This window comes from Rhodoferax sp. (assembly GCF_039922535.1).
Lineage (GTDB): Bacteria > Pseudomonadota > Gammaproteobacteria > Burkholderiales > Burkholderiaceae_C > Rhodoferax_B.
Genome location: NZ_JBDTEM010000314.1, coordinates 1 through 14,234, shown reverse-complemented (window position 1 = coordinate 14,234; position 14,234 = coordinate 1). Strand labels below are relative to the sequence as shown.

General features: G+C 64.9%; 14 protein-coding genes. 10 read left to right on the top strand and 4 right to left on the bottom strand.

Features of this window, described 5'->3' with window-relative positions:
* The 8 genes from ABI213_RS14960 to ABI213_RS14925 form a co-directional block, all read left to right on the top strand.
* The coding region (locus ABI213_RS14960; protein WP_348027676.1) for an MMPL family transporter at positions 1 to 1,685 on the top strand (1,685 nt) is incomplete at its 5' end.
* Entirely contained in the window at positions 1,685 to 2,479 is a 795-nt protein-coding gene (locus tag ABI213_RS14955) for a polysaccharide deacetylase family protein (protein ID WP_348007577.1), read from the top strand. The genes ABI213_RS14960 and ABI213_RS14955, both read left to right, overlap by 1 nt.
* The gene (locus ABI213_RS14950; RefSeq protein ID WP_348007558.1) at positions 2,476 to 3,201 is read left to right on the top strand and encodes a class I SAM-dependent methyltransferase; all 726 of its coding nucleotides are present in this window, start codon (positions 2,476 to 2,478) and stop codon (positions 3,199 to 3,201) included. The genes ABI213_RS14955 and ABI213_RS14950 overlap by 4 nt, the downstream gene beginning before the upstream one ends.
* A 29-nt stretch (positions 3,202 to 3,230) precedes the next feature.
* The gene (locus ABI213_RS14945; protein WP_348007557.1) at positions 3,231 to 4,433 is read left to right on the top strand and encodes a beta-ketoacyl-[acyl-carrier-protein] synthase family protein; all 1,203 of its coding nucleotides are present in this window, start codon (positions 3,231 to 3,233) and stop codon (positions 4,431 to 4,433) included.
* Entirely contained in the window at positions 4,430 to 5,239 is an 810-nt protein-coding gene (locus ABI213_RS14940; protein ID WP_348027674.1) for a beta-ketoacyl synthase chain length factor, read from the top strand. Before ABI213_RS14945 ends, ABI213_RS14940 begins: the two co-directional genes overlap by 4 nt.
* 65 nt (positions 5,240 to 5,304) lie before the next feature.
* Positions 5,305 to 5,697 (top strand): 3-hydroxylacyl-ACP dehydratase, encoded by a 393-nt coding sequence (locus tag ABI213_RS14935; RefSeq protein ID WP_348014742.1) that lies wholly within the window; start codon positions 5,305 to 5,307, stop codon positions 5,695 to 5,697.
* 9 nt (positions 5,698 to 5,706) lie between these two features.
* Entirely contained in the window at positions 5,707 to 6,435 is a 729-nt protein-coding gene (gene fabG / locus ABI213_RS14930) for a 3-oxoacyl-ACP reductase FabG (protein WP_348014741.1), read from the top strand.
* Positions 6,432 to 7,757, top strand: coding sequence for a cation:proton antiporter (locus ABI213_RS14925; protein WP_348027672.1), 1,326 nt, complete (start codon positions 6,432 to 6,434; stop codon positions 7,755 to 7,757). The genes fabG and ABI213_RS14925 overlap by 4 nt, the downstream gene beginning before the upstream one ends.
* A 126-nt stretch (positions 7,758 to 7,883) precedes the next feature.
* Here ABI213_RS14925 and ABI213_RS14920 read toward each other — a convergent pair whose 3' ends face one another.
* The 3 genes from ABI213_RS14920 to ABI213_RS14910 are packed head-to-tail and all read right to left on the bottom strand — an operon-like array spanning position 7,884 to position 10,798.
* Complete coding sequence (locus tag ABI213_RS14920; protein WP_348008396.1) at positions 7,884 to 8,642, bottom strand: glycosyltransferase family 2 protein; 759 nt, start codon at positions 8,640 to 8,642, stop codon at positions 7,884 to 7,886.
* A complete protein-coding gene (locus ABI213_RS14915) occupies positions 8,642 to 9,451 on the bottom strand; it encodes a lysophospholipid acyltransferase family protein (RefSeq protein WP_348008395.1) in 810 nt (269 codons plus the stop codon). Before ABI213_RS14915 ends, ABI213_RS14920 begins: the two co-directional genes overlap by 1 nt.
* Positions 9,452 to 9,469: 18 nt before the next feature.
* A complete protein-coding gene (locus ABI213_RS14910; protein ID WP_348008394.1) occupies positions 9,470 to 10,798 on the bottom strand; it encodes an NAD(P)/FAD-dependent oxidoreductase in 1,329 nt (442 codons plus the stop codon).
* 207 nt (positions 10,799 to 11,005) lie between these two features.
* On the opposite strand from ABI213_RS14910, the gene ABI213_RS14905 reads away from it, so the two are divergent.
* On the top strand, positions 11,006 to 12,064 hold the full coding sequence (locus ABI213_RS14905; protein WP_348008393.1) for a Rid family hydrolase: 1,059 nt from the start codon (positions 11,006 to 11,008) through the stop codon (positions 12,062 to 12,064).
* Positions 12,061 to 12,882 (top strand): MipA/OmpV family protein, encoded by an 822-nt coding sequence (locus ABI213_RS14900; RefSeq protein WP_348008392.1) that lies wholly within the window; start codon positions 12,061 to 12,063, stop codon positions 12,880 to 12,882. Before ABI213_RS14905 ends, ABI213_RS14900 begins: the two co-directional genes overlap by 4 nt.
* Positions 12,883 to 12,890: 8 nt before the next feature.
* Here ABI213_RS14900 and cysK read toward each other — a convergent pair whose 3' ends face one another.
* On the bottom strand, positions 12,891 to 13,808 hold the full coding sequence (gene cysK / locus ABI213_RS14895) for a cysteine synthase A (protein ID WP_348027670.1): 918 nt from the start codon (positions 13,806 to 13,808) through the stop codon (positions 12,891 to 12,893).
* Positions 13,809 to 14,234: the final 426 nt, after the last annotated feature.

The following is a 14,234-nucleotide window of genomic DNA, read 5'->3' as shown; positions in this document are numbered from 1 at the left end:
CGGCCACCGCCCGCCTGGTGCTAACGGGCCCCGGTGTGTTTGGCGTGAATGTGCGCAACACCATCGAGTCCGAGGTCAAGCGCCTGTCGGCCATCAGCATCGTGCTGATTGTGCTTTTGTTGTGGCTGATCTACCGCTCGGTATTGACGATGGCGCTGGGCCTGTTGCCGGTGCTGGTGGGGGCCGTGGCGGGCATCGCGGCGGTGAGCCTGGGTTTTGGCACGGTGCATGGCCTCACGCTGGGCTTTGGCACCACGCTGATCGGCGAGGCGGTGGACTATTCGATTTACCTGTTTGTGCAGTCGGATGCCTCGGCGATGGACCAGGACCGGGGCGCGTGGGTGAAGCGCTTCTGGCCCACCATCCGGCTGGGGGTGATGACCTCGATCTGCGGCTTTGCGTCGCTGCTGCTGTCGGGCTTTCCGGGCCTGGCGCAACTCGGCCTGTATTCGATCGCCGGGCTGGTGGCTGCAGCCACTGTGACCCGGTTTGTGCTGCCGCAGTTGCTGCCCCACCGCTTCAAGGTGCGTGATGTCTCTGCCCTGGGTGCGCGGCTGGCGGTGCTGGTGCGGCGGGCGGCGGCCCTGCGCTGGGCCGTGCTAGGCCTGTGCGTGGTGGCGGCACTGGCACTGGCCGTGCAGCGCAACCGGGTGTGGAACCAGGAGTTGTCGGCGCTGAGCCCGGTCTCGGCATCGGACATGGCGCTGGATGCCACGCTGCGTGCCGACCTGGGCGCGCCCGATGTGCGTTACTTGGTGGTGGTGTCCGGCAGCAGCCAGGAAGCCGTTTTGCAAGGCGCTGAAAAAGTCGTCGCCCGGCTGCAGCCGCTGGTGGACGACCACAGCATCGCCGGGGTAGACAGCCCCACCACGCTGTTGCCTAGCCTCGCCACCCAGCAGGCCCGGCAGGCCAGCCTACCCAATACCGCAGACCTCCAGGCGCGGCTGACCGAGGCCCTGGTGGATATGCCGCTGCGTCCCGAGCGTCTGGCTCCCTTTGTGCAGGATGCCGAGGCGGCGCGCTTGGCTCCCCCCTTGCAGAAAGCGGATTTGGCGGGAACCTCCCTGGCACTGGCGGTAGACGGCATGTTGCTACAGCAAAAAGCCGCCGATGGCCAGCCGCGCTGGAGTGTGTTTTTGCCCTTGCACGCTGCAGCATCGGGTGACATCGATCCGGCCCGTATCCGCCCGCTGTTGAATGGTACGGGGGCGTTGTTTGTGGACATGAAGGGCGAAACCGACCGCCTGTACCGCAGCTATTTGCACGAGGCCGTGCTGCTCTCGGGGGCGGGGCTGTTGGCCATTGTGCTGCTGCTGGCCGTGGCCCTGCGCTCGCCCAGCGCCGTGCTGCGCGTCTTGGCTCCACTCGTGGGCGCGGTGCTGTGCGTGGCGGCGGCACTGGTGTCAACCGGGCACAGTCTGACGATTCTGCATCTGGTCGGCCTGCTGCTGATCGTGGCCGTGGGTTCCAACTACGCGCTCTTTTTCAGTTCCGGCCAGGGCGAGATTACGCCGCGCACGCTGGCCTCTTTGCTGTTTGCCAATATGACCACGGTGGCAGGCTTTGGCATCTTGGGCTTCTCGCAGGTGCCGGTACTGCAGGCGATTGGCTTGACGGTGGGGCCGGGGGCCGTTTTGGCCCTGTGCTTCTCGGCGGTGTGGGCGCAGACCCCACGGGCTGCCTGATGCGTGTGCGGCGCACGCCCCTGGTGTGGTGCACGCTGGCCTTGCACGTGGCCGTGCTGGCGTTGTGGGTGTGGCAACCGGGGCTGTGGCGCTGGGCCTTGGCTGCGCTGGTGCTGAACCATGCCGTGTTGACGCTGGCCGGTTTGCTGCCGCGCTGCAAGCTGCTGGGCTCTAACTGGACGCGCTTGCCCGCAGCCGCTGCCGCACGCGGCGAGGTAGCGTTGACGATTGACGACGGCCCCGACCCGCTGGTCACGCCGTTGGTGCTGGATCTGCTAGACCAGCACGCCGCCCGCGCCACGTTTTTTTGCATCGGCACCCAGGCGGCGCAGCACCCCGACCTGTGCCGTGAAATCGTGCGCCGGGGCCACGCCATCGAAAACCACAGCCAGCAGCACCGGCACAACTTTTCCTTACTGGGTACCCGCAAGTTGCAGCTTGAGTTGCAGGCCGCGCAAGACACCTTGAGCGGCTTGTGCGGTACGCCGCCGCGTTTCTTTCGGGCCCCTGCCGGGCTGCGCAATCCGTATTTAGACCCCGTGTTACAGCGCTTGGGCTTGCAACTGGCCAGTTGGACCCGGCGCGGCTTTGACACCCGCAACGGCAATGCCGCCGCCGTTACACGCAAACTGACGCAAGGCCTGCGCGCGGGCGATATCCTGCTGCTGCACGACCGCCATGCCGCCACCACCCCGCAAGGTGTGCCCGTGATTCTGGAGGTGCTGCCTTTGTTGTTGGCCGCCATCCGAGCCGCCCATTTGAAAACCGTCACCCTTCGTTCTGCCTTGTTATGACTATTTCCTCGACGGTCCGTGCTTTGATCACCCAGGCTGCCGCGCCCTACCGGGCGGCGGGCCACTACGCCTGGCGTTTCGCTGCCGGTAAATTGGGCGGCGACCCGGTGTTTGTGCACCTGCTGGCCCAGGGCTTTCTGGCTGGGCGGACGCGCATTCTGGACATTGGCTGCGGCCAGGGTTTGCTGACCTCGTGGTTGTTGTCGGCCCAGCAACTGGCGGCGCAAGGGCACTGGCCTTCGGCCTGGGCGGCCGCCCCCCATCCCCAGCACATCCAGGGTATTGAGCTGATGCCGCACGACGTGCAGCGCGCGCTGGCGGCCATGCCGGATGCGGTGCAGGCGGGCCGTGTGGGTTTTGTGGCCGGGGACATGTGTCGTACCGACTTTGCGCCGGTGGATGCGGTGGTGATTTTGGACGTGCTGCACTACGTGCCCATCGCCGCCCAAGACGAGGTGCTGCGCCGCGTGAAGCAAGCCTTGGCCCCTGGCGGCGTGCTGTTGCTGCGCATTGGCGACGCGGGGGCGGGCTGGCCTTTTCGCTTCAGCAACTGGGTGGACTTTGTCGTCACCACCTTGCGTGGCCACCGTCTGGGGGCATTGCATTGCCGTCCGCTGAGCGCGTGGGTCGATGCCTTGCGGGCGTTGGGCTTTACCGTCATGCCGCAGCCCATGAGCCAGGGCACCTTGTTCGCGAATGTCTTGCTCGTGGCGCATCTTTAAAATCGAAACAGTTTCTTCTCCTCTCGCCTGTGCAAGCACTTCACCTCTCCCATTTCACCGCCACCAGTGCGATCGGCCACGGCCTGGCCCCGGCGCTGGACGCTTTGCGGGCGCAACGCAGCGGTTTGACGCCCTGCGACTTCGAGTCCGCCGTACTGGACACCTGGATTGGCCGGGTCAGTGGGGTGGACGATGAAGTGCTGCCATCCGATCTGCAGGCCTTTGACTGCCGCAACAACCGGCTGGCGCAACTGGCCTTGCGCCAGGACGGCTTTTTGGCCGCCGTGCAGGCGGTGGCGGCGCGCGTGGGGCCCCAGCGGATCGGGGTGTTTCTGGGCACCAGTACGGCGGGCATTTTGCAAACCGAGCAGGCCTACCAGCACCGCGATGCCGCTACCGGCGCTTTGCCCGCCGACTTTTGCTACCCGCAAACCCACAACCCGTATTCTGTGGCCGACTTTGTGCGCCGCAGCTGCGCTCTCTCGGGCCCGGCGATGGCCGTGTCCACGGCCTGTTCGTCCAGCGCCAAGGTGTTTGCATCGGCCCAGCGCATGCTGGCGGCGGGCTTGATCGACGCGGCGGTGGTAGGCGGTGTGGACACCCTGTGCCTGACCACGCTGTACGGTTTCCATTCGCTGGGTTTACTGTCCAGCAGCCCCTGCCGCCCCTTTGATGCGGCGCGCAGTGGGATTTCGATTGGCGAGGGCGCGGCCTTTGTGCTGCTGGAGCGTGCGCCAGAGGACCTGCCTGCCGACGCGGTGCTGCTGCGGGGCCTGGGCGAGTCCAGCGACGCGCACCACATGTCGTCGCCGCATCCCGAAGGGCTGGGCGCGCAGTTGGCCATGCAGCAAGCCTTGCGCAGTGCCGGGCTGGAGCCCGGCGACATCGACTACATCAACCTGCACGGCACCGCCACCCAGAGCAACGATGCTGCCGAAGGCCTGGCGGTGCAGGCCGTTTTTGGTCCGCACGCCACGCGCTGCAGCTCCACCAAAGGCGCCACCGGCCATACCCTGGGCGCGGCAGGCGGGTTGGAAGCCGTGTTCTGTGCGCTGGCTTTGCAGTACGGTCTGGTGCCGGGCGGCGTGCACACCGCAGTGCGGGATGCCCGGCTGGACGTGGCTTACCAGTTGCAGAGCGAAAACCTGCCGCTGCGCCATGTACTCAGTAATTCTTTTGGTTTTGGTGGCACCAATTGCAGCCTGGTGTTGGGCCGGGGCTCAGCCCTATGACCGCGCTGACCGTATTTATCGACGGCGTGGGTTTGGTGGGCCCCGGCATCGCCGACTGGGCGCAGGGCCAAGAGCAGTTGGCAGGCCGTGCGCCGGGGCAGTGGCTCAAAACCGTGCTGACCGCCCCCGCGCATTTGCCACCCGCCGAGCGCCGCCGGGCCGGGGCCGTCATCCGCGTCTCGCAAACCGTCGGGTTTGAAGCGATGGCGGCTGCCGGGTTGGAGGCCCAAGGGCTGGTGTCGGTGTTTACCTCGTCGGGGGGCGACGGGGTCAACTGCCACGAGATTTGTACCGCGCTGGCCTCCGACGACCGTTTGATTTCGCCCACCCGCTTCCACAATTCGGTGCACAACGCCGCCTCGGGCTATTGGGGCATTGCCACCGGGGCGATGGCCACGTCTACCGCTCTGTGCGCGTTCGATGGCAGTTTTGCCGCCGGGCTGGTCGAGGCGGTGACGCAGGCGGTGGTGCAGGCCGAGCCCGTGTTGCTGGTGGCCTTTGATACCGACTATCCGGAGCCGCTGCGCAGTGCCCGCCCGGTACCCGATACCTTTGGCTTGGCCCTGGTGCTGTCGCCGGTGCGTACCGCCCACAGCCTGGGCCAGATCACGCTGCATCCTGCCCACTACCTCAGCTCTGGCGTGGCCGATGTGCTGGACGACGCGGTGCTGGAAGCGCAGCGCCAAAGCATTCCCGCCGCACGTGGCCTGCCGCTGCTGGCCGCGCTGGCCCGCCAGCAGGCCGGTGTGCTGCGGCTGGACTACCTGGACGGCTGTTGCCTGGAACTGGTGTTCAACCCGTGCTGAGTGCCACCTTGCTTTCTACTCTGAACGCCGCCGAAATCGCCCGGCGCATTCCGCACCAGGGTGCTATGTGCCTGCTGGACCGTGTAAACCAGTGGGATGCCACCACCATCGTCTGCTCCGCCAGCAGCCATCGGGCGCTGGACAACCCGTTGCGGGCGCAGGGGCGGCTGGGGGCGGCCTGCGGCGTGGAATATGCCGCCCAGGCGATGGCCGTGCACGGCTCGTTGTTGGCGCAAGCCGATGGCGCACCGCGTGTCGGCTACCTGGCCAGCGTGCGCTCGGTGCAGTTGCACGTGCCGCGCCTGGACGATATGGTGGGCGACCTGACCATCACCGCTGAGCGCATCGCCGGCGATGCCAACAACATTCTGTATCTGTTCACCGTGGCCGCAGACGGCCAGACCCTGCTGACAGGCCGGGCCGCCGTGGTGCTGGATGCCACGCTTCTTCGAATTTAAGGATTCCCCATGACGGACACAAAGCGCGCCTTGGTGACGGGCGGTAGCGGGGCGATTGGCGCGGCCATTTGCCGCCAATTGGCCCGCGATGGTTTTGCGGTGATCGTCCATGCAAACCGGGGTGTTGACGCTGCCCAGGCGCTGGTGGAAGAGATCGCTTTGGCGGGCGGCCAAGCCCAGGCGGTGGTGTTTGACATCACCGATGCCGCCGCCACGGCTGCGGCGCTGGAGGTTTTGCTGGCCGACGGCTCCATCCAGGTGCTGGTTAACAACGCCGGTATCCACGAAGACGTGGTGTTTCCCGGCATGCAGCTGGCGCAGTGGCAGCGGGTGCTGGATGTGTCGCTGAATGGCTTTTTCCACGTGACCCAGCCGCTGATGCTGCCGATGATTCGCACCCGCTGGGGCCGCATCATCAGCATCACCTCGGTGGCGGCGCTGATGGGCAACCGCGGCCAGGTGAATTATTCGGCGGCCAAGGGCGCTTTGCACGCTGCCACCAAATCGCTGTCGCTGGAGGTGGCCAGCCGCGGCATCACGGTAAATGCCGTGGCTCCCGGCATCATCCAGAGCGCCATGAGCGAAGCCGCGTTTGATGCCACCCGCATCGCGCAGATGGTGCCCATGAAGCGTGCCGGCCAGCCCGAAGAGGTGGCGGATTTGGTCAGCTTTTTGGCATCCGACCGCGCCGCTTACATCAGCGGCCAGATTATTTCGATCAACGGCGGCATGGCATGACCGACTTAAGCCACGCGGCGGCGGCCGCCGGTTCGGTGCACAAGGCCGAGCTGCTGCTGTTTTTTACCTTGCTGCAGCTCACTCTGATCGTGCTGGCCGGGCGCGTTGGCGGAGCGCTGGCGGTGCGCTGGGGACAGTCGGCGGCGGTGGGGGAAATCATCGTCGGCATTCTGCTCGGCCCCTCGCTGTTTGGGCTGCTGGCACCCGAGGTGTTTGCCACGGTTTTCAAATCCGCCTCGGGCGAGCCGATGCAAATCTTGTCGCAAATCGGTCTGATTCTGCTGATGTTCCAGATCGGGCTGGAGTTTGACTTTGGCCACCTCACCGAGCGCCGCAACCGCCGCACCGTGCTGTGGGTCAGCGCCGCGTGCATGGTGTTGCCGTTTGCGTTGGGCGTGGGTTTGGGCTGGGTGAGTGCGCCGATTTTGTCGCCGCAGGCCGATGCGCTGGTGTCGTCGCTGTTCATCGGCACGGCCTTGTCGATCACCGCGCTGCCAATTTTGGGGCGCATTTTGATCGAATTCCACATGGCGCGCACCCCGCTGGGCGTGATCGCCATCAGCGCGGCCGCCATCAACGACGTGGTGGGCTGGCTGCTGCTGGCCCTGGTCAGCACGCTGGCGGTGTCCAACTTTGATGCCGTGACCTTTGGGGTGAAAGTGCTGCTGGTGCTGGGCTTTTTGCTGCTGTGGCAGTGGGGCGTGCGGCCGGTGATGCGGCGGGTGGTCCGCTACTTCGAACGCGGCCAGGCAGCAGACGGCGATGAACTGCATCCGCACCTGCTGGGTATCGCCCTGGCCATGGTGTTTGTGTCGGCCATGACGACCTACAAGCTGGGCATTTTTGCGATTTTTGGCGGCTTCATGATGGGGGTCATCTTGCACGACGAGCACGCCTTTGTGCGGGCCTGGAAGGCGCGGGTCAGCCCCTTTGTGCTGGTGTTTTTCTTGCCGATCTTCTTCACCTACACCGGGCTGCGCACCAACATTGGTGGGCTGGACAGCTTGGCGCTGTGGGGCTGGTGCGCGCTGGTGTTTGGCCTGGCCACGCTGGGCAAGTTTGGCGGCGCCTACCTGGCCGCCCGCGCCACCGGTTTGAACCACCCCGAGGCCAGCATCCTGGGTATCTTGATGAACACCCGGGCGCTGATGGAGCTGATCATCATCAACGTAGGTTTTGACTTGGGCGTGATCTCGCAAAACATGTTCACCATGCTGGTCATCATGGCGATTGGCAGCACCGTCATCACCACGCCACTACTGCGCCGCTGGTTGCCCCGGCTGGGGCAGGGTAAGCTGCTGCCTGCAGGTGTGTCGGTATGAGAAATTTGCACTTATAAGCGGTTGCGGGTATTTATTTTTATAGCTGCCAGCGCAGGTTTAATCTGCGCTGGGGGCTTAAAAAATTTACAGCAGAGAATACTTAGATATTCCTTAAATGCACATGCTCTACCGGCGCAATCGTCGCGCCAGCAGCAAAGGCAGGCGCAGCACAAAGCCTAAAAACAAACGGCTGTGCATCCAGGTCAGCAGGCAGTTGTCGCGCAGGTAGTTGAAGTGCGACACGCCGCCCTCGGCCACCGTGAAGTACTTCACCGTGGCGGGCAGGTTGATGACCGGCACGCCGCGCCAGCACATGCGCACGACGGCTTCGGGGTCGAAGTCAAACCGCCGCATCCAGCGCTGGCCTTGCATCACCTGGCGCAACGGCGCGATGGGGTAGACGCGAAAGCCAAACAGCGAATCGCCAATGCCCGCCCACAGCGTCTCCAGATTGGCCCAGCCGTTGGAAATCTTGCGGCCCTGCACCCGCAGCTGGGGCGCATCGGCGGCAAACACCGGCACGCCCAGCACCATGGCGGCAGGCTGCTGCTGCGATGTCGCCATGAAGGACGGAATTAGCTCCGCCGGGTGCTGGCCGTCGGAGTCCATGGTCAGCACGTGGGTGAAGCCTTGCGCGGCGGCCCGGTCCAGGCCCTGCAACACGGCGGCGCCCTTGCCTACGTTGTCTGGCAGCACCAGCACCTGCAGGCCAGGGTCGGCGGCGGCCATGGCGCGCAACAGGGCGGTGCTGCCGTCGGTGCTGCCGTCCACCACCACCCACACCGGGTTCCAGTGGGCACGGGCGGCGCGCACGGTGTCGGCCACCTTGCTGCCGGGGTTGTAGCTGGGGATCAGTACCAGGTGCGAGGCGGAGGCTAGGGTCATTAGCGGGAATGTTCGGTCACGGGCAGGTCGGGCAGCAGGGCGTGGGCCAGTTCGGTCTGGAAGTATTGCTCCAGCGTGCGGGCAAAGGCCTCCACGTTGTCCGGCGGGTCAAAGCGTTGGCCCAACCGCAGCCGGTAGACCATGGGCATGGCCGGGCGGCGCAGCAGCGGCCAGCCCTTGCCCAGAAAGGGCGAGTTGGTCTCAATAAACACGGTTTGCACGGGCACCTGGGCCTGCTTGGCGATCAGCCCCACCGTGCCTTGCAGCCGATTCACCGGGAGCTGCGTAGTGCGCGTGCCCTCGGGGAACAACAGCAGGTGGTTGCCTTTGCGTACATCGGCCACCGCCAGCTGCACCATAGAGCGCAGCGAATCGTTGCGGATGTAACGCGCCAGCCGGGCGCCCGAGCCCAGCAGCAGGTTGTCCATCAGTTCGGCTTTCATCACGCACGACACGTGGGGCAGGCGCGAGATGACCAGCACCGCATCCAGCAGCGAAGGGTGGTTGGGCGCTATCACCATGCCCGGTTGGTCGCGCAGCGCATCCAGTGCCGACAGGTCAAACTGGCAGGCGCCCATCCAGCCCAGTACGCGCAAATACTCTCTAAAAACCAGGGTGATGCCCCAACGGCCTAGCCAGGTGCCCGCCTTGCGCGGCAGCAGCCAGTACAGAGGCAGGGCCAGTACCGTCCAGTCCATACACACCGCGGCAAACAGCAGCAAGCCCAGATGCAGGCGCAGCGCATCCACTCCGTGGCGCAGCGTGCGCCAGAGGGTTTGCGGGGGGCGGGGGTGCGCGTCAGCCTTCATGGGTCCAGGATGGGCGATTTACACGCCGCCCGCATCCAGCACGCGGCTGTTGTTCTTGCGGCGGCGCACGGCCTGCCAGGTGCGCTGCAGGTTCAGCAGACAGACGGTGTAATAAATGCCCTTGAGGATGCGCACCGAGGTCCAGATGGGGGTTTTGCCAAAGATATCGCCCGCCAACATGGACAACAGGGCTTCCTTGACCCGGAAGTTGTTGCGCGGCCCCATGAACATGTCGCGCATGGTGGGGTTGGTGACGCGGTAGATGAACCACGAAAACTCTTTCGGCCCGAGCCGGGTTTGCTGGTCGAAGTGGCGCAGTGCCTGGGCCGCGCGGGCGGGTTCGCGCAGGCAGGTGTCCACGGTTTCGGCCCCCACAAAACCACCCTGCATGGCCAGCATCACGCCGGAGGAAAACACCGGGTCGATGAAGGTGAACGCGTCGCCCAGCAGCAGGTAGTTGGGGCCGTGGGTTTGGTCGCAGCTGTACGAAAAGTTGCCGGTGACCTCCACCTCCGAGGCCAGCGTGGCCCCCGCCAGCCGTTCGGACAATGCCGGGCTCATGGCGATGGTGGCCAAGAAGAAATCTTTCACCGGCTGGTTGCGGGTTTTCAGGTAGTACGACCAGACCACCGCGCCCACGCTGGTGGTGCCGTCGGCCAGCGGAATAAACCAGATCCAGCCGTGGTCAAACCAGAAAATAGTGATGTTGCCTGCGTCCTGGCCGTCGTGGCGCTGGGCTCCGGTGAAGTGGCCGTAGACGGCCGAGCTGTTGTGCTTTGGGTTGCGCTTTTTGGAGGCAAACTTTTTGCCCAAAAAGGTGTCGCGCCCCGATGCGTCGATCACGTACCGGGCCTGCCATGCGCCCTGGCGGCCATCGTCGTGTTCGGCCTGGATGGTGGCACCGCTTTGGTCCGCGGCAAATGCCACATCGCGTACGCGACAGCCTTCGATGACCTCTGCACCTTTGGTGGCGGCATTGCGGATCAGGATTTCGTCAAACACCGAGCGCCGCACCTGGTAGGAGAAGGGCATGGACTTGTCCCACGCGTCGGCAAAGTGGAAGGTCGAGCTTTTTTGGTCGTGCCAGGGCGAGACAAATTCTGCGCCCCATTTCTCCATCGACACGGCTTTCACCTGTTCCAGCACCCCCAGCTTGTCCAGCAAGGGCAGGTTGGCCGGCAGCAGGGATTCGCCAATGTGAAAGCGCGGGTGGTGGGCCTTTTCCAGCAGTACCACGTGGTAGCCGCGCTCGGCCAGCAAGGTGGCGGCCGTGGAGCCCGCAGGGCCGCCGCCGATCACCAGGACATCGCAGAGGGTTGGAGACGGTGCAGGAGTCAATTCGGTCATGGGGCGGTCTTCAAAGTGCAGGGAGGACAGGGGCCCGGACGGGCATCGACCGCATCAGGAAGCTGCGGATTTTACTTGGCGCACAGCACGCGACGCCCAGGCGCGTGCTAGGTTTTTTGGCGAGAAATGGGGGGCTTGAATGCGTTTATTATGGAAAGCAAAAATGCTTGCGCCCTTTTCTTCTCGACCGAAAACGCTGTGTCCTCTATGCCCTTGAGTCTGGCACCTATTGCCCCGCCACTGTCTTTGCACTACCTGTCCCGCGAGGGCGGGCCGCACCCGGCGGCCTTGGGTGCCGTGCAGTTTGGTGGCACCCCGCAGCCAGACTGTGCATTACAGATCGCTACCCCCTTACTGGGCCAGGCCACGGAGGCCCTGGAGCTGTGGCACACCGACCAGCCCGTGCGCTCCGGCACGCTGGGCCTGCTGCACTACGCCATGAGCGACGACCTGCTGTTTGGCGCCATCTGTATCCCCGACACCGACAGCGATGTGGGGCAGTACCCCGGTGGCGGCTACGACCCGTTGCGCCCATCCTTGTTGCAACAGGCCTCCGAGCAGGTGTATCTGGCCGTGTTTGCGGCGCTGGAGTCGCTGGGCTACCTGCACCTGCTGCGGGTGTGGAACTACTTTTCGGACATCAACACCGACACCTGGGGCATGGAGCGCTATCTGCAATTCAACATCGGGCGGCAAGATGCCTTCCGCAAAATGGCCCGGCCGTTTCTGGTCGATGCCCCGGCGGCCTGCGCGCTGGGCACCCACGGCGGCGGGCTGAACGTGTATTTTCTGGCTGCCAAAGTGCCTCCGCTGGCGCTGGAAAATCCGCGCCAAGTCAGCGCCTACTTCTACCCCGACCAATATGGGCCGCGTACGCCGTCGTTTTCACGCGCTGCACTGGCCACGTTGCCGGGCCAGCGCTGGCTGTTCATCAGCGGCACCGCCAGCATCATCGGTCACCAGACGCAGCACGCTGGGGATGTACGCGCGCAAACCGAAGAGACCCTGCGCAATATCGCCGTGCTGCTGACCCAGGCGAACCGGGCGGAAGACTCCCAGGACTGGACCCTGGCCGCCGTGCAGTACAAGGTCTACGTGCGCCACGTGGCAGATTTTGGGGTGGTGCGGGCGGTGCTGGACGCGCAACTGCCGTCGGCTGCCGTGCGCATCTACGTGCAGGCCGACGTGTGCCGCGACGACCTGCTGGTGGAAATCGAGGCCACCGGCTGCCTGCCTGTACCTTCTTTACCCGAAAAGACACCATGAATATCTCCCGTGTTGGCTGCCTCCTGGTAGGTGGTGCCCTGGCCAACCTGGCCCATGCCGATGAGCGGCCACTGCCCAAGTGGGAGCTGGGTGTGGGTGTGTCGGCCCTGCGCATTCCCGACTACCGGGGTGCGGACGAGTCCCAAAACTACGCCCTGCCGATCCCGTACTTCGTTTACCGCGGGGACAAGATCAAGGTGGACAAGGACGGCGTGCGCGGCGAGCTGTTCAACACCGACCGGGCCCGGCTGGAAATCAGCCTGGGGGCTACCGTGCCCGTCGATAGCAGTAAAAACCGCGCCCGTGCGGGCATGCCGGATCTGGATGCCACCGTGGAGGTGGGCCCTTCGTTTGAATACACGCTGGCCCGCTCCGACGACCGGCGTGTCAAGTTCGACTTTCGGCTGCCGGTACGCACCGGCTTCACGATTGGGTCCAGTAACTTCGGCCACAACGTCGGCCTGGTATCCACGCCCAGCCTGAATCTGGACATTAAAGATGTGGCGGGCCTGCCGGGCTGGAACCTGGGTCTGGTGGGCGGCCTGCTGTACGGCTCGGCCCGCAACCATGCCTACTACTACAGCGTCGATCCGCAGTACGCGGCCAGCAACCGTCCGGCCTACACCGCGCACGGCGGCTACGGCGGCACGCAGATGATCGTGGCGCTGACCAAGCGCTTCGACCAGTGGTGGGTGGGCGCTTTTGCCCGCGCCGACAGCTTGAACCACGCCATATTTGCCGACAGCCCGCTGGTACGCAGCAAGAGCTACGTCACCGCAGGCATCGGCGTGGCCTGGATTTTTAAAGAATCCCAGTAAATTCAGGTCTACGCTGGCAAGAAGCCGTCTACCGACAAATAGCGCTCGCCGGTGTCGTAGTTAAAGCCCAGCACCCGCGCGCCTGCGGGTAATTCGGGCAGCTTTTGCGCAATCGCTGCCAGGGTGGCACCGCTGGAGATGCCCACCAGCATGCCTTCTTCGCGGGCACTGCGGCGGGCCCATTCGCGGGCGGGTTCGGCATCCACCTGGACTACGCCGTCCAGCAGCGACACGTCCAGGTTCTTGGGGATGAAGCCTGCGCCAATGCCCTGGATCGGGTGCGGAGCCGGTGCGCCGCCTGAGATGACGGGCGAGGCCGATGGCTCCACCGCAAACACCTTCAAATTCGGCCAGGCCGCCTTCAACACCTGGGCGCAGCCGGTGATGTGGCCGCCGGTGCCCACGCCGGTGATCAGCGCGTCCAGCCCGTCGGGGAAGTCAGCCAGAATTTCCTGGGCCGTGGTGCGCACGTGGATGGCGATGTTGGCGGGGTTTTCAAACTGCTGCGGCATCCAGCTGCCGGGCGTGGCGGCCACCAGCTCCTGGGCGCGGGCGATGGCGCCCTTCATGCCTTTTTCGCGCGGGGTCAGGTCAAAAGTGGCACCGTAGGCCAGCATCAGGCGGCGGCGCTCGATGGACATGCTGTCGGGCATCACCAGCACCAGCTTGTAGCCCTTGACCGCGGCCACCACGGCCAGGCCCACGCCGGTATTGCCCGAGGTGGGCTCGATGATGGTGCCGCCGGGCTGCAGCACGCCGGATTTTTCTGCATCTTCGATCATGGCCAGCGCAATCCGGTCCTTGATCGAGCCGCCTGGGTTGCTGCGCTCGGATTTGATCCAGACGTTGGCACCCGGGCCAAACAGCCGCTGGATGCGCACATGCGGGGTGTTGCCGATGGTTTGCAGGATGTTTTCGGTTTTCATAAGTCTCCTTTGGGGGTGCAGGAAAATAAATGATTGTGGCACTGCGATAATGCCCCTGTGAAGCCCGCCAGACCGCCGCTGGTGCCATATGGGAAACCTGGCACTGGAGGAACGTCCGGACTGCATAGGGCAGCGTAGCAGCTAATGGCTGTCCACCGTGAGGTGAGGATTAGAGCAACAGAGACGAGTCGATGCAGGCAACCCCCGTGGGTGGTCTGTGCGGTGTCAGCGCAAGCTGGCACGCGTGTGGCGTAAGCCGCACGCCCGCGGCGCAAGCCGTGGACAGCACAGCACCCTTTGCGGGCAGAGCCCGCAAAGGGTGAAACGGGCAATCTCTACGCGCAGCAATACCGGTTTCTTCCAGTAGTTCGCGGCGCATACCTGCTTCGGGAGCTTCACCTTTTTCAATTACGCCGCCCGGTATCT

Excerpts from the sequence above, each read along its gene's own strand:
- ABI213_RS14950 (WP_348007558.1), top strand. The coding sequence starts at position 2,476 with ATGACTATTTCCTCGACGGTCCGTGCTTTGATCACCCAGGCTGCCGCG.
- ABI213_RS14920 (WP_348008396.1), bottom strand. The coding sequence starts at position 8,642 with ATGACCCTAGCCTCCGCCTCGCACCTGGTACTGATCCCCAGCTACAAC.
- cysK (WP_348027670.1), bottom strand. The coding sequence starts at position 13,808 with ATGAAAACCGAAAACATCCTGCAAACCATCGGCAACACCCCGCATGTG.
- ABI213_RS14955 (WP_348007577.1), top strand. The coding sequence starts at position 1,685 with ATGCGTGTGCGGCGCACGCCCCTGGTGTGGTGCACGCTGGCCTTGCAC.
- ABI213_RS14915 (WP_348008395.1), bottom strand. The coding sequence starts at position 9,451 with ATGAAGGCTGACGCGCACCCCCGCCCCCCGCAAACCCTCTGGCGCACG.
- ABI213_RS14900 (WP_348008392.1), top strand. The coding sequence starts at position 12,061 with ATGAATATCTCCCGTGTTGGCTGCCTCCTGGTAGGTGGTGCCCTGGCC.
- ABI213_RS14910 (WP_348008394.1), bottom strand. The coding sequence starts at position 10,798 with ATGACCGAATTGACTCCTGCACCGTCTCCAACCCTCTGCGATGTCCTG.
- ABI213_RS14925 (WP_348027672.1), top strand. The coding sequence starts at position 6,432 with ATGACCGACTTAAGCCACGCGGCGGCGGCCGCCGGTTCGGTGCACAAG.
- ABI213_RS14935 (WP_348014742.1), top strand. The coding sequence starts at position 5,305 with ATGTGCCTGCTGGACCGTGTAAACCAGTGGGATGCCACCACCATCGTC.
- ABI213_RS14940 (WP_348027674.1), top strand. The coding sequence starts at position 4,430 with ATGACCGCGCTGACCGTATTTATCGACGGCGTGGGTTTGGTGGGCCCC.
- fabG (WP_348014741.1), top strand. The coding sequence starts at position 5,707 with ATGACGGACACAAAGCGCGCCTTGGTGACGGGCGGTAGCGGGGCGATT.
- ABI213_RS14905 (WP_348008393.1), top strand. The coding sequence starts at position 11,006 with ATGCCCTTGAGTCTGGCACCTATTGCCCCGCCACTGTCTTTGCACTAC.